Origin of the sequence: Vibrio sp. 10N.222.52.B12, from assembly GCF_002875385.1 — a bacterium.
Classification (GTDB): Bacteria; Pseudomonadota; Gammaproteobacteria; order Enterobacterales; family Vibrionaceae; genus Vibrio; species Vibrio jasicida.
The window spans coordinates 1-18,829 of the sequence record NZ_MDAW01000135.1 but is presented as its reverse complement, the minus strand read 5'-3'; the positions used below and the strand labels follow the sequence as shown (position 1 = coordinate 18,829).

The 18,829-nt window shown below is 45.1% G+C and carries 18 protein-coding genes; 12 read left to right on the top strand and 6 right to left on the bottom strand.

The genetic code is table 11. The annotated features are described in order from the left end of the window. Positions 1–55: 55 nt before the first annotated feature. From BCT11_RS18565 to BCT11_RS18550, 4 genes are all read left to right on the top strand, one after another. Complete coding sequence (locus BCT11_RS18565) at positions 56–1,447, top strand: HlyD family type I secretion periplasmic adaptor subunit (RefSeq protein WP_038871570.1); 1,392 nt, start codon at positions 56–58, stop codon at positions 1,445–1,447. Between the two features lie 113 nt (positions 1,448–1,560). Then, positions 1,561–2,244, top strand: a complete 684-nt coding sequence (locus tag BCT11_RS18560) for a transglutaminase-like cysteine peptidase (protein WP_038871574.1) — start codon at positions 1,561–1,563, stop codon at positions 2,242–2,244. Positions 2,245–2,249: 5 nt separating this feature from the next. Beyond that, entirely contained in the window at positions 2,250–4,163 is a 1,914-nt protein-coding gene (locus tag BCT11_RS18555) for a LapD/MoxY N-terminal periplasmic domain-containing protein (RefSeq protein WP_038871616.1), read from the top strand. 18 nt (positions 4,164–4,181) lie between these two features. Then, a complete protein-coding gene (locus tag BCT11_RS18550; protein ID WP_102388942.1) occupies positions 4,182–6,296 on the top strand; it encodes a type I secretion system permease/ATPase in 2,115 nt (704 codons plus the stop codon). Between the two features lie 57 nt (positions 6,297–6,353). Here the strand turns inward: BCT11_RS18550 and BCT11_RS28530 are convergent, their stop codons facing one another. Further along, the gene (locus BCT11_RS28530) at positions 6,354–6,488 is read right to left on the bottom strand and encodes a hypothetical protein (RefSeq protein ID WP_009706678.1); all 135 of its coding nucleotides are present in this window, start codon (positions 6,486–6,488) and stop codon (positions 6,354–6,356) included. A 208-nt stretch (positions 6,489–6,696) separates the two neighbouring features. Between BCT11_RS28530 and BCT11_RS18545 the strand changes: the two genes are divergently transcribed. Then, the gene (locus BCT11_RS18545; RefSeq protein WP_038871578.1) at positions 6,697–7,284 is read left to right on the top strand and encodes a mechanosensitive ion channel family protein; all 588 of its coding nucleotides are present in this window, start codon (positions 6,697–6,699) and stop codon (positions 7,282–7,284) included. A gap of 221 nt (positions 7,285–7,505) precedes the next feature. Here the strand turns inward: BCT11_RS18545 and BCT11_RS18540 are convergent, their stop codons facing one another. Both BCT11_RS18540 and BCT11_RS18535 read right to left on the bottom strand, forming a co-directional pair. Then, entirely contained in the window at positions 7,506–8,135 is a 630-nt protein-coding gene (locus BCT11_RS18540) for a hypothetical protein (protein WP_102388941.1), read from the bottom strand. Then, complete coding sequence (locus BCT11_RS18535) at positions 8,122–8,451, bottom strand: hypothetical protein (protein WP_102388940.1); 330 nt, start codon at positions 8,449–8,451, stop codon at positions 8,122–8,124. The genes BCT11_RS18540 and BCT11_RS18535 overlap by 14 nt, the downstream gene beginning before the upstream one ends. 316 nt (positions 8,452–8,767) lie before the next feature. Between BCT11_RS18535 and BCT11_RS18530 the strand changes: the two genes are divergently transcribed. Next, the gene (locus tag BCT11_RS18530; protein ID WP_102388939.1) at positions 8,768–9,352 is read left to right on the top strand and encodes a flavodoxin family protein; all 585 of its coding nucleotides are present in this window, start codon (positions 8,768–8,770) and stop codon (positions 9,350–9,352) included. Between the two features lie 63 nt (positions 9,353–9,415). On the opposite strand, the gene BCT11_RS18525 is transcribed toward BCT11_RS18530, so the two are convergent. Then, positions 9,416–11,041, bottom strand: coding sequence for an ABC transporter substrate-binding protein (locus BCT11_RS18525; protein ID WP_102388938.1), 1,626 nt, complete (start codon positions 11,039–11,041; stop codon positions 9,416–9,418). Positions 11,042–11,228: 187 nt separating this feature from the next. Here BCT11_RS18525 and mpaA point away from each other — a divergent pair, with 187 nt between their 5' ends. Next, positions 11,229–11,939, top strand: coding sequence for a murein tripeptide amidase MpaA (gene mpaA / locus BCT11_RS18520; RefSeq protein ID WP_102388937.1), 711 nt, complete (start codon positions 11,229–11,231; stop codon positions 11,937–11,939). A 24-nt stretch (positions 11,940–11,963) separates the two neighbouring features. Here the strand turns inward: mpaA and BCT11_RS18515 are convergent, their stop codons facing one another. Further along, positions 11,964–12,815 (bottom strand): SIS domain-containing protein, encoded by an 852-nt coding sequence (locus BCT11_RS18515; protein WP_102388936.1) that lies wholly within the window; start codon positions 12,813–12,815, stop codon positions 11,964–11,966. 243 nt (positions 12,816–13,058) lie between these two features. Here BCT11_RS18515 and murQ point away from each other — a divergent pair, with 243 nt between their 5' ends. From murQ to BCT11_RS18495, 4 genes are all read left to right on the top strand, one after another. Further along, positions 13,059–13,961 carry an N-acetylmuramic acid 6-phosphate etherase gene (murQ, locus tag BCT11_RS18510; protein WP_102388935.1) on the top strand — a complete coding sequence of 301 codons (903 nt, stop codon included), beginning with the start codon at positions 13,059–13,061 and terminating at the stop codon, positions 13,959–13,961. Positions 13,962–13,989: 28 nt separating this feature from the next. Further along, positions 13,990–15,444 (top strand): PTS N-acetylmuramic acid transporter subunit IIBC, encoded by a 1,455-nt coding sequence (gene murP, locus BCT11_RS18505; RefSeq protein WP_042605086.1) that lies wholly within the window; start codon positions 13,990–13,992, stop codon positions 15,442–15,444. 152 nt (positions 15,445–15,596) lie between these two features. Beyond that, positions 15,597–16,655 (top strand): porin, encoded by a 1,059-nt coding sequence (locus tag BCT11_RS18500; RefSeq protein WP_039973893.1) that lies wholly within the window; start codon positions 15,597–15,599, stop codon positions 16,653–16,655. A 224-nt stretch (positions 16,656–16,879) separates the two neighbouring features. Beyond that, positions 16,880–17,128, top strand: coding sequence for a hypothetical protein (locus tag BCT11_RS18495; RefSeq protein WP_020197822.1), 249 nt, complete (start codon positions 16,880–16,882; stop codon positions 17,126–17,128). Here BCT11_RS18495 and BCT11_RS18490 read toward each other — a convergent pair. Next, positions 17,125–18,027, bottom strand: coding sequence for a LysR family transcriptional regulator (locus tag BCT11_RS18490; protein WP_102388934.1), 903 nt, complete (start codon positions 18,025–18,027; stop codon positions 17,125–17,127). The two genes, BCT11_RS18495 and BCT11_RS18490, sit on opposite strands and share 4 nt — an antisense overlap. 92 nt (positions 18,028–18,119) lie before the next feature. On the opposite strand from BCT11_RS18490, the gene BCT11_RS18485 reads away from it, so the two are divergent. After that, positions 18,120–18,773: a CatB-related O-acetyltransferase gene (locus BCT11_RS18485; RefSeq protein ID WP_102388933.1), complete on the top strand. Its 654-nt coding sequence runs from the start codon at positions 18,120–18,122 to the stop codon at positions 18,771–18,773. Positions 18,774–18,829: the final 56 nt, after the last annotated feature.

The window sequence follows — 18,829 nt, the reverse complement described above, 5'->3', positions numbered from 1 at the left end:
GGTTAATAATAATAAGATCAAAAAGATAAACCGTCTTTATAAAACAAGGAATGTGATGAGCCGAGACAACTACAACAAGCTAAGCAACGACGAGTTGGATTTTGTTGACGATAAAACCGCTGCTTTGCTCCTGAACACGCCGAGTAGTGCCCGCCTTATGTTGTGGGTTATGGTGTTGTTTTTTGTTGCTGCTATTGGCTGGGCATCTTGGGCGCAAATCGACAAGGTGACGGTTGGTCAAGGCAAAGTCATTCCTTCTTCTCAAATCCAAGTGGTACAAAACCTTGAAGGCGGCTTGGTCAAAGAGATCTTAGTAAAAGAAGGCGAACAAGTAGAGAAAGGCCAGCAGCTGTTGCTGATTGATGACACGCGATTTCGCTCAGACTTTCGAGAACGTGAACAACAAGTAGCGAACTTAACGGCCTCGGTGTTGCAGCTTTCAGCCTCCATCAGCAGTGTAGAAGTGAACCGTGATTTTGAAGACAAAGACTGGGAACAAAGTGTCTTACTCGATTACGGTAAATTGACGTTCCCACCGACACTTGAAGAGAACCAACCTCGCCTCACCCAACGCCAAAAAGCAGAGTACCGCGAAGATCTCGACAACTTACGCAACCAGCTGTCAGTTATCGATCAGCAAGTTAAGCAGAAACAACAAGATTTGGTTGAAATTAGGGCTCGAGTTAACAACTTGCGCCAAAGCTACCGATTCGCGAAGAAAGAGCTAGACATCACGAAGCCACTGGCAGACGAAGGTGTCGTACCTCGTATTGAGCTACTCAAACTTCAACGCCAAGTAAACGATACTCGCCGGGAGATGACCTCTAGCGAACTGAAAATTCCAGTGCTTCGTTCTGCGATACGAGAATCCATGCTTAACCGTATTGATGTGGCATTGAAATTCCGCTCTGAACAACAAGAAAAGCTCAATAGCACTCAAGACCAACTGTCCGCACTCGTAGAATCCGCGGTAGGCCTAGAAGACCGAGTAAACCGCACCGTGGTGGTTTCTCCAGTAACCGGCACCATCAAAACTCTCAACGTGAACACCGTTGGTGGTGTTATTCAGCCAGGTATGGACATTGTTGAAATCGTTCCAACCGAAGACACTTTATTGGTCGAAGCAAAGATAGCCCCAAAAGACATCGCTTTCTTGCGTCCAGACCTTCACGCCATCGTGAAGTTTACCGCGTATGATTTCACCAAATATGGCGGTCTAGAAGGTGAACTAGAACACATCAGTGCGGACACCACACAAGATGAAGAAGGCAACAGCTTCTACATTGTTCGAGTCCGTACCGATAAAACCAATTTTGGACAGGATGCTGACTTACCAATCATTCCCGGAATGACAGCATCGGTCGATATCATCACAGGGAAACGAACCGTTTTGGAATACTTGCTTAAACCGATTTTGAGCGCCAAAACCAACGCACTGAAGGAGTAAGTATCTGCAAGGTACAAATAATGTGTTCTTAAGTGACGACAAGTGGTTAAATAAAAAGCACTTTTCTCACCCACGAACGCATTTCAAAGGTACACTTGTGATGTGAGTCGAATATGCCACCCAAATTGAAGCGTAAAGTTACATTATTAATCAGCATCAGTTGTTTTTCGTTCCAAATTGGGGCGCTCAACAGCAAGGAACAGCGATGGGTCGATACGGTCACTTCAGTTTATGGTGAGCGAGCAGGAATGCGCGTGAAAACATGGCGGGAAAACATCGACTTTTTTAAAACACTGGAGACTCATGAGAAGCTTGCAGGTGTTAACGACTTTTTCAACCAACTTTACTTCGTTGACGACATCAAACTTTGGGGAAAGAAAGACTACTGGGCAACACCGCTCGAATTTTTGGGCAGTAATGCGGGCGATTGTGAAGATTTCACCATTGCTAAGTACTTCTCACTGCTGGAGCTAGGCATACCCGATTCTAAGATGCGCTTGATCTATGTTAAAGCCATCGAACTGGATCAATTCCACATGGTATTGGCTTACTACCCGACCCCAAGCTCTGAGCCGCTCATTCTCGACAATATCAACCCAGACATTGTTCGAGCCTCCAAACGTAGCGACTTGCTACCAATTTACAGTTTTAATGGTTCAAACCTATGGCTAATGAAGTCTTCTGCTGGCACTGGAGAGTTAGCAGGAAAAGCCTCACGTTTGAGTCTTTGGAATGACTTACGCTCGCGCGAACGTAAGTTGCAGTTAAAGAAACCTAAAATTAACTATGACGAGTGAAAAACATGACCCTATATAAGAAGCTTGTAGTGGGAATGGTTACGGTCTTTTTACTTTTGATGGCATCAGTATTCGTAATCCAATTCAACACTACTCGAGACAGCTTAGAGCAGCAGCAACGTTCAGAGGTCAACAACACCATTAACACCGTTGGTTTAGCATTGGCACCGTATCTAAAAGATAAAGATAAGGTGGCAGTCGAGTCCGTGATTAATGCGTTGTTTGACGGCAGTACTTATTCTGTCGTACGTCTCACCGCGTTAGATTCGGATTACCAGATCGTGCGCTCGTACCCAGTAAAGCCAAGCCATGTCCCACAGTGGTTTATCGACCTGAATCTATTTAAAGCGATTCACGATAAACGCGTCGTAACCAGTGGTTGGATGCAACTGGCTGAAGTAGAAATCATCAGCCACCCAGGTGCTGCTTACGAACAGTTGTGGCAAGGCTTTATTCGCCTGCTATCGGCATTTGGCGTTATCTTCCTAGCGGGTTTAGTCGCGATTTCTTACATCCTACGTCGCTCACTCAAACCTTTAGCAGCCATCGTTAAGAAAATGCACGAAATCGCCAACAACCAATTTGGTGACCCGCTTGCTCGTCCAAAGACCAAAGACCTCATTGCAGTCGTAGACGGTATCAATATGATGTCGGCTCAGATTGAACTGTCATTCAAAGAACAAGCGAAAGAAGCGCAGCGTCTACGTGCACAAGCTTACCTAGATCCGATCTCCAAACTGGGTAACCGCTCGTTCTACATCAACCAAGTTGACCAATGGTTGGCAGAACAAACGCAAGGGGGTATCGCGCTACTCCATGCAGAGTACATTGGTGACATCTACGAAACGAAAGACTACCAACGCGCTGATGCCCACGTGAAAGAGTTGTCTCAACGTCTTAAAAACACCATCGATGTACCAGGAGCAACCATTGCTCGTCTATCAAGCGACGAATTCGGTCTGTTATTCCCACACATGGATGAAAGCGAACTGCGCATCCTAGCGGATAGCATCGTCAACTGTGTGAATGGTCTGAACACAGACCCAACCGGTCTTGCTAAACCAAAAGCTTCGCTCGGCGTGGCACACAGTAAAGATCAGAAAACACGCTCAGAAGTGCTTTCTATGGTGGATAACGCACTATCGAAAGCAAAAGCACAACCAGACAGAGCTTACGGCTTCGTGGGTGGTGAAAACTCTTCTAACCTAATGGGTAAGCAGCAATGGAAAGCGCTGGTTGAAGAAGCGATTCACGGTGATTGGATTAAATTCCGTTTTCAATCTGCGAAAAACACATGGGGCAAGGTATTCCACAACGAGGTGTTCTCTAGTATCGAAAAAGATGGCGAGACCTTCCGTGCCAACCAATACCTGTTTGCTTTAGAGCAGCTTGATGCCACCAACATCTTCGACCAATACGTCATTGAGTCGATGATTAAAATGCTAGAAAGCGGTGAGTTGAACGAACCTGTTGCCATCAACATTGCACAAAGCAGTCTGTCGCAACCTTCGTTCATTCGCTGGACCACCAGCATGCTAGAGAAGCACTCGAAAGTTGCGCCAATGCTGCACTTTGAGGTTCCAGAAGCGTGTTTCATCGACCATCCACACCATACAGCACTACTGTGTAATGCCATTCGTCAGTCAGGTGCAGAATTCGGTGTTGATAACTATGGTCGTAACTTCCAGTCACTTGAGTACATTCAGGAGTTCCGCCCGAATTACGTAAAACTGGATTACCTGTTCACGCACAACTTGCATGACGAAAAACAGAAATTCACGCTGACTTCGATCTCGCGAACCGCTCACAACTTGGGCATCACGACGATTGCATCACGTGTAGAAACGCAGATTCAGTTGGACTTCCTCACCGAGCACTTCGTCGAGGTCTTCCAAGGTTTCATCGTCGACAAGGAATAAAGAAAAGGTATACCAAGGATGAAAGACCCTTTACTGAACTCGCTGATTTACGTTAGCCGTTATTACGGTTTAGCCAACTCTCCGGAAGCGCTAATTAATGGGCTTCCACTCTCTGAGGGTAAGCTCACACCGTTTCTGCTACCGAGAGCGGCGGAAAGGGCCGGATTGGTTGCCAAGGAAAACCGTGCAGAATTAGACAAAATCTCAAGCCTAATTCTGCCGGCTATCTTACTTCTTAAAGGTGGCGACTCTTGCGTTCTCAATAGTATTAATTTGGAGACACAAGAAGCAGAGATCACCACCCTAGAAAGCGGTTTGGTGCCCATCTCCATCCCTCTAGAAGAACTACTTGCGCAGTACACTGGTCGCTACTTTTTAGTTAAAAAACAATTTCGATATGATGAGCGCTCTCCCGAAGTGCTCAAAACCAAAGAAGGCCACTGGTTCTGGTCAACCTTATGGCAGTCTAAACGCATCTACCGCGATGTACTTATCGCTTCTATCCTCATCAATATCTTCGCCATTGCTGCACCAATGTTCACTCGCTTGGTGTACGACAAAGTAGTCCCTAACCTCGCGTTTGAAACCCTGTGGGTACTAGCAAGCGGTATCTTCGTAGTGTTCTTATTTGATTTCTTGCTCAAATCACTGCGTAACTACTTTATTGATGTTGCGGGTAAGAAATCCGACATCCTGATTTCTTCAAAGCTTTTCAGCAAAGTGATGGGCATCCGAATGGAGTCCAAACCACCTTCAGTGGGTGCGTTTGCTCGCCACTTACAAGAGTTCGAATCGATTCGTGAATTCTTCACCTCTGCAACCGTGAGTGCTCTGATCGACTTACCTTTCGCGATTTTGTTCCTAGTCATCATCTGGCTGATGGCGGGCGATCTGGTTTACGTGCCAATGATTGGTGTGGTGATTCTGATGATTCACTCGGCGTTGATTCAAGGTCCACTGCGCCGCTCAATTGAAGAAGGTTCTCGCCTTGCTTCGCAGAAATACGCCAACCTGATTGAAAGCCTTTCCGGCCTAGAAACCGTGAAAATGCTGAGTGCACAAAGCCAATTCCAATACCGTTGGGAAGAAGCCGTTGCACACATGGCAAACTGGAACATCAAGAGCCGTCGTATTACCGACAGCATTCAAAACGCAGCGGGCTTTGTTCAACAAAGTAGTAACGTCGGCATGATCATTCTGGGTGTTTATCTCATCTCAAACGGCGATTTGACGATGGGTGGCTTGATTGCAGCAACCATGCTAAGTGGTCGTGCAATTGGTCCAATGGTTCAGCTTTCATTGTTGTCTACACGCTACAACCAAGCTAAGTCCTCAATGACCATCATTAATCAAGTGATGGAATTGCCAGACGAGCAAGAAGAAGGTAAACGCTACATTCATCGTCCTATCGTTCAAGGTAAGATTGAGATTGACCGAGTGACCTTCCATTACCCAGATGCGCCAGTGGCATCGATTCGTGATTTAAGCCTAACGATTGATCCAGGTGAAAAAGTCGCAATCATCGGTCGTATTGGTTCAGGTAAAACCACGTTAGAACGCCTGATAATGGGCCTGTACAAACCGACAGAGGGTCACGTGCGTATTGATGACACAGACATCGAACAGCTTCACCATGTGGACGTACGACGCAATATTGGCTGTGTACCGCAAGATTCGAATCTGTTCTTCGGTTCTATTCGCGACAATATTACCCTAGGTCGTCCGCTCACCGATGACCGCGACGTATTAGACGCCGCAAACCGTGCGGGTGTCACCGCCTTTACTCAATCAGATCCAGCGGGTCTAGAGCGTCAAGTGGGCGAAGGTGGCGGCATGTTATCTGGTGGTCAACGTCAAGCTGTGACAATTGCGCGAGCGTTCTTGGGGCGTCCTCCAGTGCTCTTAATGGATGAACCAACCAGTGCAATGGATAACCGTTCAGAAATGCACATCAAACATCAGTTAGCACAGCTAAAACCGAGCGAAACGCTGATTTTGATTACTCACAAAACTTCAATGCTCGATATTGTTGATCGCGTAATAGTGATGGAAAAAGGCAGCGTGATTGCTGATGGTCCGAAAGCACAAGTACTGAACGACTTGAAGCAAGGTAAAGTTCGCGCCGTCAGCTAATGCTAAACCGCACAAAATGAAAATCAAAGCCCCGTTGAACCCAGTGTTTCTCGGGGCTTATTTATTGATAGTCAGTAATCCAAAGTATCCAAACTCTTCGAGAAATATCCAAAGCAGCACAAAGCCAACAATAACCACTAATCCCATGATTGCCCTTTCATCTTCTTCCATCGCATCCCTACCATTTTCCATAACGATCGTAAGCTCCGTTTCTAGATTAGCAGCAGCCAACACACCAGATATCAGAGTTCGTCTCTTCTCAATTCGGAACTGAGATATAGCTCAAAATTTGTTCAAAACAAATCTCATGCGGAAACGAAATTTATAATTACTTGAGAGACAAAATCGGCTATAACACGCGCCTTCTTAATATTCTCGAGTTGAAGAAATGAATCATTGGATGCATCTAGAGCAAATCAGCCAGTATTTCACGGCTGGCTCTATTGGCTATAAAGTGTTGATGGGCGTCATCATTCTGATTGCTTATCGTGTACTGAAGAAAATCGCTAACCGTGCCATTCTGAATTTAGCAGAATCCAAAGGGGTTAAAAAAGCACGCCTGAGCTTTATACAGCGTTGCTTCAACGTCGCTTTTTTGTTCGTGTTTGTGTCGATTTTCGCGATCGTTACTGGTATTGGCTATGGCGATGTGTCGCTGTTCCTATCATCGATTTTCGCAGTATTAGGTGTGGCTTTCATCGCGCAATGGTCGATTCTTAGTAACATTACAGCAAGCTTTCTGATTTTCTTTGTCTTCCCATACCGTGTCGGTGACCGAATTAAAGTGGTAGATAAAGACGAAGACATCAGTGGTGAGATTCAGGAAATTCGTATGTTCCATGTGTTGATCAAGCACGACAACGGCAACCTAATCACTTACCCGAACAACTTGATGCTTCAAAAAGCGGTCTTAAAACTGGCAAAAGAAAAAGCCAAGCCAGAGGAGCCAAAAACCACCTCCCGCATTTATACCCGCAGAAAGAAATAATCCACTAAAAAGCCGATGTATCTACATCGGCTTTTTGTTTGTGATGAAAGGTTATCTGTCTTTAGGATGCCTGTTTAATTTTGATTCGTCTTAAAACAGGCCAACCTTCAAAAAAATTATTATCATATGCGTGAATACCAGTACTTCAGCAATAAAATTCCTATAACTCAACATTGAAAAAGTAATGAACGTAAATCAACTGATTTAGACAATGAAAAACATCACTTACATGTGTTCTTCTTTTTCAAGGAGATATACTCATCTATATACCCGACTCCACCATTCTCTATAGACTTTTCCAAATATTTCATAGCCTTACATTCATTATTTTCTTTTAAGTACACCTGGCTCATTATATATAGAGGAAAAGTTGGGGCAGCATTTTTGTACTCCAGAATTTTTTCCAATAACCTAATAACTTCACCGTGATCATAATTTTCTTTATTATAGTATAGAAAGTAAGCATAATTTGCTGAAGTTATTGGATCGTTATATTCATCTCCTTTCTTATACCAATGCGTCAAACTATCTTCAGAAAAAAACTTCTCCTCTGAGAAATGTGCCACAAGCTGTCTTATGGCGTATTTATTACCGCAATCCCCAGCAACTTCCAAGTTTAACAAGGCCTTATCGAGTTTTTGTTCAAAAACGATACCTCGATAATAAAACATTCCTTTAATATAGTGATAACTACACTCATCTTTATACTTTATTTTTTCAAGGTTATCGTATACATCATAGCTTGTAGTGTTGAGGACTTCACTAAAAATATCCAGATAAAGATCATTACTATATGAAAACCTACTAAATAGAATAATAAGAATCCAAAAAAACTTTCTATTTATGTTCAAAATTAAACTCCCTGTTATTGCATTCTGATTTACAGTAATTAATTACATCATCTAGCTTAGATATATTATTTATAGCCTCAGAGATTCTGTTACTTTCAACTACGAATTTTGTGATCACTCTAGTTCTATTATTATTCGTAACTTCATATGTGAAGCTTAACACTTCAGCCGATTCACTTAAATCAGGAATATCAATAACTGCTTCAGAACCAATTTTGTCAGGATTATGATAACCAACCAAAGTACAAACAACCATGTAGCCCGAATTACATTGCCTCACTCCACTATATTGCGTAAGTTGTCCTGCCTCATACATTGCACCACCTCTTTCTTGCTAATAACCTTCAGGGCCAATTACTTGTGAACTTGCTGTTCTTGGCAAACCACGAATATCCTTTTGATTCCCTAAACCATCACCACTAAATCCTTTAATGCCATCATTCAATATCCCAGAAAATGCAGCGCTTACTGCATCGTTTTGGAATTTTCCTCCAGTAAGGACTGAAACTGTTCCTTAAATCAATCAGCAAACATTTAGTTCACTCATTTCAAACCATCTCTTGACCTCAACTACGCTTTAGGTTTTAGCCTTATTCGCACGATTCAAAATCAACAATGAAAAAGGAACCATTGTGTCCAAAATTGCGATTATTTATTTCTCTAAAACCGACGTTACAGGCCAGCTAGCTCGCGCGATTGCCGCTGGCGTTGAACAACAAGGCATTGAGCAACAAGGTGGATTTGAAATTCTCTCTCACCGTATTGAAGGCAGTGAGATTATTGAGGGACGTTTTGTGAACCCTAGCCTAATGGATGAACTTGCTGAGTGCGATGCGATTATCTTTGGCTCACCGACCTATATGGGCGGCGTAGCAGCGCAGTTTAAAGCATTTGCAGATGCAAGCAGTGAAACTTGGTATTACCAAAAATGGGCGGGCAAAATCGCGGCTGGCTTTACTAGTGGTGGGGCAATGAATGGCGATCAGTCAATGACGTTGCAGTATCTACAAACGCTCGCTAGTCAGCATGGCATGATGTGGGTCGGATTGGATAAGATCAGCAATTCTGGCGAGCAAAATCTGAACCGATATGGCGTACAAGGTGGCATTGTTGCTCAAGGCGGTGAAGATGGTCAGTTGCATGCCTCAGATGTTGCAACAGCAGAGTATCTTGGCAAACGAGTGGCGATGCTCGTGAATAAGCTCTCCACTCGCTAGCAATAAAAATAAGCCCCGCAAGATACATCTTCGGGGCTTCGTATTTATCGCTTGTTTTGAGCACTACTTCTTGATGTAGAGGTCTTTCGAGTAGATACGACCCTCTACGTTGTTCTTGGCAAAACCGCCAACCGTAGGGCGAACCAAACGCGCTTGCATGTAGTAGTAAATCGGTGCGATTGGCATATCTGCCGCCAACAATTGCTCGGCTTGGTCATAGAAACCTTGACGCGCTTTCTCATCGGTTGCCGCCAATGCACCGTTCATCGCATTGTCGTAGGCTTCACTGCTGTAACGAGCAAAGTTACCTGACGAACCAGAACGTAACAGACTCAAGAAGGTCGAAGCTTCGTTGTAATCTCCGCACCACGAGGCACGCATCACATCGAAATCGCCTTGCTTGCGAGCAACGAGATAAGACTTCCACTCTTGGTTTTCTAATTCGACTTTCGCGCCCAAGTTGTTCTTCAACATAGAAGCAATCGCCACTGCAATCGCTTTGTTCGATTCACTGGTGTTGTACAGCAATTTGAAATCCAGAGACTTACCATCACCGTATCCCGCTTCTTTCAGCAATTCACGCGCCTTTTCATCACGCTGTTTTTGCGTCCATGTGCTGTATTCTGGCTGAGTCGCATCAAAGCCAGCCGTGTACTGGTGTGCAAACGTATAAGCAGGCAGATTACCCACTTGTGTGACACCATTCGTGATCACATCACGCATCATCGAATAAGACACAGCTTTACGAACTCGTTCATCATCGAACGGAGGGCGCGTAGTATTAAACGCGTAGTAGTAAGTACAAAGTAGCGGAACCGCGGTATACGCTTGCTCGTAATCCTTCTTCAGCTTTTGCGCCATGTGGGTTGGTACATCCGAGGTGATGTCCACTTCGCCCACCGCATAACGATTGATCGATGCATTTTGGTTCTCAAACGGAATGTATGTCGCCTCTGTGAGATGAGTATCCGCACTATCCCAGTAGTTTGGGTTCTTTTTCAGTTCAATGCGTTCATTCACCACCCATTTATCCAGAACAAATGCACCGTTGCCAACAAACTGCTGTGGGTCACTCCACGGCTTTTCGCTGTTCTCAACCGTTGCTTTGTGTACCGGCATCATCGAAGTGTGGCCTGTCATTGCGACAAAGTACGGCACCTTACTATCAAGTTCGAAGCGCAGAGTATGTTTATCGACGGCGGTGATACCAAGATCATCCAGTGGCTTTTTGCCTTCTGCTACGTCGGCGATGTTTTTGATCTTAGTGAGTTTGAGATACCAAACATTGGGAGAAGCAGTTTTCGGATCCACCGCACGACGCAGTGAATAGACAAAATCATTCGCTGTTACAGGATCGCCGTTCGACCATTTGGCGTCTTTACGCAGCTGGAACACAAAGGTTTGGTTGTCTTCGGTTTGCCAAGATTCCGCAACACCAGGAACGATATTGCCATCTCGGTCTTGAATGACTAATCCCTCAAACAAATCACGAATCACGTGCATCTCTGGTAAGCCTTCGGCTTTTGCAGGGTCTAGCGTTGCCGCTTCGGCGTCGTTTGCTCGCACTAGATGTTGTTCCGGCGCGAGTTGCACACCATCAGGTAAAGAGTCAGCTAAAGCAGAAGCGGATATAAATGGGGTCAATAGAGAGGATATTAGTAAGGCTGTTGAGTGTTTTTTAAATTCCATATCGATTTTTGTTCTCCTAACACGTCTTTTGAAGCAAGTACCACAAATCATCATACAAGCATTGACGAACTTTAAGTGTTCAGTTTATATCCGAGTAATCTCAAGATGCTAAGTTCAACGGCTGTAACATGAGTTATATATAGCTTGAGTGATGAATAGATACTACTCGAACAATCAGGAGATTACGGTGAGTCTAATTCCAAGAACGGAAAGAGCGGCATTTTTAATTACGCCAACATCATATGGAAGATCGGTACTAGGTGCGCCGTTGTTGTACTTCCCAGCACAAGTAGAAAATGACTCGCGAGGCCTTATTCTCGCTGGAACACACGGTGATGAGACAGCCTCAATCGCCGGATTGTCGTGCGCGTTAAGAAGCTTGCCAACGGAGTGTCTGAAGCACGATGTAATTTTATCGATGAACCCAGACGCAAACCAACTGGGGACGCGAGCCAACGCCAATCAAGTCGATCTAAACCGTGCGTTTCCTACGCAGAATTGGACAGAGCACGGCACAGTCTATCGCTGGAGCTCGCATACACCTGTTCGAGACGTGAAAGTAAAAACAGGCAGCAAAGAACAGTTAGAGCCAGAAGTTGAAGCACTAATTAGTTTGATTGAACTGCGCAGACCAAAATTTGTGGTCTCGTTTCATGAACCATTAGCGTTTGTCGACGACCCTGCTCATTCTGATTTGGCCAAATGGCTCGGCAAGCAATTCAATCTACCCATCGTTGACGATGTTGATTACGAAACGCCAGGGTCTTTCGGAACGTGGTGTAATGAACGTCAATTGCCATGCATTACTGTCGAATTGCCCCCGATCTCGGCGGATCTGACGATTGAAGAACACTTAGATGCGTTTATTGCGCTGCTGCAACACGATCTTGCTATTTAAACATCCGGATCTTTTTAGAGGCTATCAAGTAAGGATCTGCTTGATATCGGTGCTGATGTCACTGATCAACTGACGTGCGCTTTCGTCTCTTTGTTGTACCAAAATAATAAACAACAGATCCGTAATCACGTTTTGTGCTGTGCGCGAAGCAATGGAAGAGCTGCGATGCTCTGTTTCATTGGCGATGGTATCAAACGTGATATCGGCAATGTCTCTCAAGCGGCTTCTCCCCGGAGCTGACAAAGCAATCACCTTTGCTCCCTGCTCTTTCGCTGCTTCCGCAGCCACTAGAATCTCTTTTCGTTCTCCTGAAAAAGAAATCGCGATCTGCACATCCTCTGAAGAAAGCGTACGCGCAACTGCAATTTGTACGTGACTGTCTTGTTCTGATAGCGCGGTAATCCCAAGCTTAAGCAGCTTAAAACTCAAATCTTTTGCCGTTAGCGCAGAGCCGCCAATGCCCACCACTTGCACACGGCGCGCTTCACTTAACCACTTCACCGCTTGATGACATGCCTCATAAGAGAGTGCATTGGTCGTCTGAAACATAGCGTCGGCTTTCGCTTTAACCAGTTTTTGCGAAATAACCGCAATCGGGTCATCCGCCAAAATATCACTGTGGAGTGGCGTAGATTGCATCGCTTGTTTGCGGCCAATATCTTCGTTCAACGCCAGTTTGAACTCGCTATAGCCTTTATAGCCAATCCTCTGGGTGAATTTAACAATGCTCGACTGGCTCACTTGCACTTGTTCAGCAAGCTCTTGACTGGTCAATTGCGCGGCTTTTTCTGCATTTTCGACAATCCAATCGCCAACCAGACGACCACTGTGAGAGAGCTGAGTACGTCTTGCGACGATTTTATTGATAACGGACACGACAAAATTCCAAAAACTTTAAATAAATTATTCCAAAACAGAAATAATCGCACTTTTCTTTAACTGACTGATTAACTTAACAACCCTTATATCTACGTAAGATATTGCGTCAGTATTTCCAGCCATTATTCCAAACTTTCACTGAACAAAGAATAACCTCAAGTGTGATTTTTATCACCTAAATTGAATATTTTATTCCATAGAATCGCCCTCAGATTGAACATTTACAAGAGTACACAGAACATGAAAATTGATTTAAGCCGATTGGTGACAGAAAGCCGCAATCCAGCGAGCGCAGAGATCGATACGCTTTCTACCATCGAGATGCTGCAAGTCATCAACCAAGAAGATCAGAAAGTCGCTATAGCAGTACAAGCAGTATTGCCACAAATCGCGCAAACCGTCGATGTCATTACTGCAGCGTTCGCCAATGGTGGCCGTCTGATTTACATGGGCGCAGGTACATCTGGCCGCCTTGGTATTCTTGATGCGAGTGAATGTCCTCCAACCTATGGCACACACCCAGATATGGTTATCGGTTTAATTGCTGGTGGTCATCAAGCGATTTTGAAAGCGGTAGAAAACGCAGAAGACAACGCTCAAATGGGCCAAGACGATTTAAAGACGCTGAATCTGACTCAACATGATGTTGTGGTTGGCATCGCCGCCAGCGGCCGTACGCCTTATGTTTTAGGTGGTTTAGAGTACGCAAAATCTGTCGGTGCTACAACGGCATCAATCGCTTGTAACCCAGCATGCGCAATGGCAGAAGCCGCAGACATCGCGATTCTTCCGGTAGTGGGCGCAGAAGTCGTCACCGGCTCTTCACGCATGAAAGCGGGCACAGCACAAAAATTGGTGCTGAACATGCTGACTTCTGGCGCAATGATTCGCAGCGGTAAAGTGTTTGGCAATTTAATGGTGGATGTAGAAGCCACCAACGCCAAGCTGATTCAGCGTCAAACCAACATCGTAGTTGAAGCAACCGGTGCACCAAAAGAAGAAGTAGAAAAAGCCCTTGAAGCGTGTGAACGTCACTGTAAGACCGCAATTTTAATGATTCTAGCTGATTTGGATGCAGAGCAAGCCAAGTCTCGCCTCGCCGAGCACAACGGTTTTATTCGTGCAGCACTAAATAATAACTAAATAGCCCTAGTCCTGAAGGATAGTCCCTATGGCCAAAATTACCTCTAACACAGTATCGCAATTGCTCGCCGCAGTGGGTGGCAGTAACAACGTAAGTAAATGCGGTAACTGTATGACGCGTTTGCGTTTATCTCTCGCGAATAACAGCTTGGCGGACCAATCCGTCATTAAACAAATTCCCGGCGTAATGGGTGTGGTAGAAAGCGACGAGCAATTCCAGATCATTCTTGGTCCCGGTAAAGCTCAGCAAGCCGCCGATATGATGAATAAGTTGATCGACAGCTTAATCTCTGGTGACAGCGAAGAGCCTGACGCACCACAACAGGATCTTTCTGCTGTCGCTGCAGAGCAGAAAAAACAGATGAAGAGTAAGCAAACCAGTGCGGTTCAGCGTTTTCTGAGTAAGTTTGCCACCATATTTACACCACTGATTCCCGGCTTTATTGCTGCGGGTTTGCTGCTCGGCTTTGCCACGTTATTGGAACAAATCTTCGTGCTCGACCAAACGCCAAGCCAGTTTATGGTTGACCTGATCGCCTACATGAAAGTGTTCGGCAAAGGTTTGTTCGCTTTCTTAAGTATTTTGATTGGCTATAACGCACAGCAAGCGTTTGGTGGCTCCGGCGTCAATGGTGCCATACTCGCCTCCCTATTTGTTTTGGGTTACAACCCAGATGCAACCTCAGGTATTTACGCCGGAATGAACGAGTTCTTCGGCTTTGCGATTGATCCTCGGGGCAACATTATTGGCGTGTTGATGGCAGCGATCGTTGGTGCTCAGGTCGAGAAAAAAGTGCGTCAGTATATGCCTGACGATCTGGACATGATCTTAACTTCTGTTGTTACTCTTTTGATCATGGGCGCGGTCACCTTCTTGATCATCATGCCAATCGGCGGTGAGCTATTCAAGGGCATGTCTTGGTTGTTCCTAAACTTGAATGACAACCCATTAGGCGCAGCGATTCTGGCAGGTTTATTCTTGATTTCCGTGGTATTTGGTATCCACCAAGGCTTTGTGCCAGTGTACTTTGCCCTGATGGAAGCACAAGGCTTTAACTCGCTGTTTCCTATCCTAGCAATGGCGGGTGGCGGTCAAGTGGGTGCATCTATGGCGCTGTACTTCAAAGCTAAAAAAGACGCGCTGCTACGCACACAAGTAAAAGGTGCCATCATTCCAGGTCTACTTGGCATCGGTGAGCCACTGATTTACGGCGTGACGCTACCGCGTGTTAAACCGTTCGTAACCGCTTGTATTGGTGGTGCTGCAGGTGGTTTCTTTATCGGCTTAGTCTCTTACCTTGGTTTACCTGTTGGCCTTAATACCGTATTCGGTCCATCAGGTATCGTTGCGATTCCTCTGATGACATCAGACAGTGGCATCTTTGCTGGCATGATGGTGTTCATCGTTGGACTGCTTATCTCTTACATTGTCGGCTTCCTAGCTACCTATTTCTTTGGCTGCAAAGACGTTGATTTAAGCTAAATCATTCTAACCCCTATAGGAATGGACTAGCTCGCGTCCTTGAGCTTTCAAGGGCGCACCCTCTCTCTACTTCTCACGACATTGATTTTATTCCGTTATTCGGAAGGGGCTTTGTCGTGCTTAAAAACAATAGAAACGAAAAGGTCGTTCACATGAAAAAGCACATTTTAACTCTACTTCTCCCTACTTTAATGGCATCGAACGCAGCGATGGCCGCTCAACTTTATCAAGCAGAAGACGGTTCAGTTTTAAACCTTTACTCACGTCTTGGCTTTAACGTCACCAATAAGAATGACGAGCATGGCGACACAAACGGCGAGTTTGATGGTCGTATTGGTTTAAATGGCTCACAAACCATCAACGAACATGCTTCTGTGATTGGCCAAGCGCAATACCAAGTAGGCGCAGCAGAATACGCCAACCAAGTGAACGACAAGCCTTCTCTGACAGCGCGTTACGTTTGGGCCGGTATTGATGCGCAAGATTACGGTCGAATCACAGGTGGCCGTGTTGCATCAGGATTGATCATGTTCACCGACATTGGTGATGTGTTCGCGTCATCAGACGTTTCTATGGCGCGCCAAGCAAATAAAGTGGATAAAACCGCGACACAAGTTTTCCGTCAAGACGGTACGCTGCAATACCAGAACCGTATTGGCAACTTTGATGCATCTGTGGCTTACATCCTAGGTAACAACACGTCTGAACTCGATTACGGCTACAACGCCGCATTACGTTACACCCTTGAAATGGGCGATTTGGGTACATTAGCCCCAGTAGTCGCAATGCAAAAAAGTAAAGGCGATGCGCGTGAAAACAACGATACCGATTACACCTTCTGGGGTGCAGGTACGCGTTACTACTTGGGTGATTTGATGTTAGGTGCGCTTTACTCAGAAGATGAGCTAGAAGGTTACTTCTCTGAAACCAGTACCGATAAAGTCATGGAGCTGACCGCAGTTTACAGTGTAAATGACAAATGGGCGCTACGTGCAGGTTACCGCTCTCTGGAAAACAGCGATGGTGACGAGCTTGAACTGAAAGACACAACCGTTGAAGTGCAATACAAACTGACCCCTCGCTCTTCTATCTACACCAGTTACGTTGACCGTAATGGCTCGCGTGGTTACGACAACGCACAAGAAGTCTCGTTTGGTGGTGCACATGCAGATGAAAGCTACTACCACTTCGGGCTACGTTACGAGCTGTAAATGTCCATACACTCGTTTTAGTTAGCTAAGATTTCCTCCTCGATATTTTTCCTGCCTTTAAAATGTCGAGGAGTGAAATCTTCCTTCTTTTCAATGACTAGCCATTTTATGAATTCCCCAGTAGGCATTGCTGTCAATTATCATTACATGCATGTTTACTTTTTCATCATTAAGCAAAGTACTCTCTCGTCAATTAATAAACGCTTAATCAATATGAGAGCCTTATGCCTGTAAAATTCTGCTCACACTGCAACAAACCTACTGAACACAAACGCGTGATGAAACGCATCAATACTCAACCAGAAAACATCAACGGCAAAACAGCCCGTTTGATGGTGTTGGTATCACGCTGTTTTACCGGTAACCACTATCACGAGTTAACTCCTCAATTCTACTGCCGCACTTGTAATCAACACTTTCAAGGCACAGCAGAGATTAAAGACCTACACGCTCAAGACAACCTATCAGTTTAAAATGATTGCTGTTTGAAATGCTCAATAAACGCCTGCGTTCGCTTTGGTAAATGCTCACGTTTAGGATAAAGAATATAGAGCGGCAAGATCGCTTCGGTTTGCCATTCAGGGAGTAACGGCACGAGTTGCGATCGCTCTTCACCGTTGAGTTTCTCCAATGCGAATTCATCCAACATTGCAACGCCGCATCCCGCAAGAGTGGCTTCAAGCATGGATTGAACCAAATTAAAACTGAGTACACTTTGCAAAGCCACCGAAACTTTTTGCTTGGTTTCGATATGATGAAAGTGCCACGTATCGAGGTTTAGCACTTCATTGCGATACACAATATGGTCAAGCAGATGAAGATCTTCCGGCATTGCTATTTTTGGTTTGTTGGACAAGTACGCTTTATGTGCGAACGGTTTACAGTGTAAAGAGCGCAAATGGTGACCGATATAACCCTCGGGTGGATTGTTCGTGAAGAAAAACGCCACATCAAAGCCAGACTCAATAAGATCCAAAGGCGTTTCTGAAAAGATCACTTCGAACGTCACTTCCGGATATAGTTGGCGAAACTCGATCAATGCTCGGCTCAATAACGCCGCGCCAAATGATGCCGACGCCGCGATGCGCAAATGCCCAGCGACTCGGTCACTTCCCATCACTTGTTCATTAATCTGCTCCGCCCCTTCCATCAAGCCCTTTACTTGTTGATAGAAACGCAACCCATCGTAAGTAAGATTAAACTGCCTTGTTGTACGTTGAATCAACTGTACTGACAGAATCTCTTCCAACTGCCTTAATTGACGGCTCGCGTGCGCGTTTGAACAACGCAGTTTTTTCGCCGCACCAGCAATACTCTTCTCTTCACATAGAGCAATGTACATCGGCACGTAGCTTAACCACTTTATTTCCATATGGTAATTATGAATCTCTAAAAACAATCTACTGGAAATAATAGAAAGGCTCTACACTACTTACAACTTAAAATTGGAACGGAGAATCACGAATGAACGCATTCGTTACTTGGTTAAAAGGGCAAGTGATCAAAGACCATGTCACTAACCCGAATATCGAGGTGGGGGATTACAGTTATTACTCGGGGTTTTATCACGGTAAAACATTTGAAGATCAATCGGTTCGTTATTTGATGGGCGACAGCGTTACTCAACAAGAGTGGCAAGATGGCGCTTATGGTGAAGTGGACAAACTGATCATTGGCAAGTTCTGTTCAATCGCTTCTGGCGCGACCTTTATGATGGCTGGCAATCAAGGCCATCGGGTAGATTGGGTTTCTACCTTTCCATTTTCTCCTGAAGTGTTTGGAGAAGATGTACAAAGCGGCTTTGAACGCGCAGGTGATACCGTAGTAGGTAATGACGTGTGGATTGGTAGCGAAGCGATGATCATGCCGGGCGTGAAGATTGGAGATGGTGCCGTGATTGGTGCGCGATCAGTCGTCACTAAAGATGTCCCGCCCTACTCGATTGTTGTTGGTCACAATCATATTGTTCGCCAACGCTTTGACGACGAATGTGTCGCTATGTTGTCAGAAATCAAATGGTGGGATTGGCCCATTAACCATATTAAACAAGCAATAAAGATCATGTGCAGCAGTGATGTACGTGCCCTTGGAGCTTACTACCAAGAACACATTGCGTGACGTTCAAAAAACAAAAGCCCGTGTACCTCTCAAGACTGAAGTGACCCCGTAAAGTT